Origin of the sequence: Burkholderia sp. Bp8994 (assembly GCF_003853805.1) — a bacterium.
GTDB lineage: Bacteria > Pseudomonadota > Gammaproteobacteria > Burkholderiales > Burkholderiaceae > Burkholderia.
The window spans coordinates 1-351 of record NZ_QTQH01000060.1; the positions used below are offsets into that span (position 1 = coordinate 1).

Below are 351 nucleotides of genomic sequence, written 5' to 3' on the forward strand. Positions count from 1 at the left end.
TCCAGCGGCTTCTTCTTCGCCTTCATGATGTTCGGCAGCGTCACGTAGCGCGGCTCGTTCAGGCGCAGGTCGGTCGTGACCACCGCCGGCAGCGTCAGCGACAGCGTTTCCGCGCCACCGTCGACTTCGCGTGCAACCGTTGCCTTGCCGTCCGCGATCGTGACCTTCGATGCAAACGTCGCTTGCGGCAGACCTGCCAGTGCGGCCAGCATCTGGCCCGTCTGGTTCGAATCGTCGTCGATCGCCTGCTTGCCGAGGATCACCAGTTGCGGCCGTTCCTTGTCGACCAGCGCCTTCAGGATCTTCGCGACGGCCAGCGGCTCGACGCTGTCGTTCGACTCGACGAGGATC

The 351-nt window shown here is 64.7% G+C and carries 1 pseudogene; it reads right to left on the minus strand.

Annotated elements, in window-relative coordinates:
• Positions 1-351: pseudogene (locus DIE04_RS29555) on the minus strand (electron transfer flavoprotein subunit beta/FixA family protein); the annotation flags it as partial.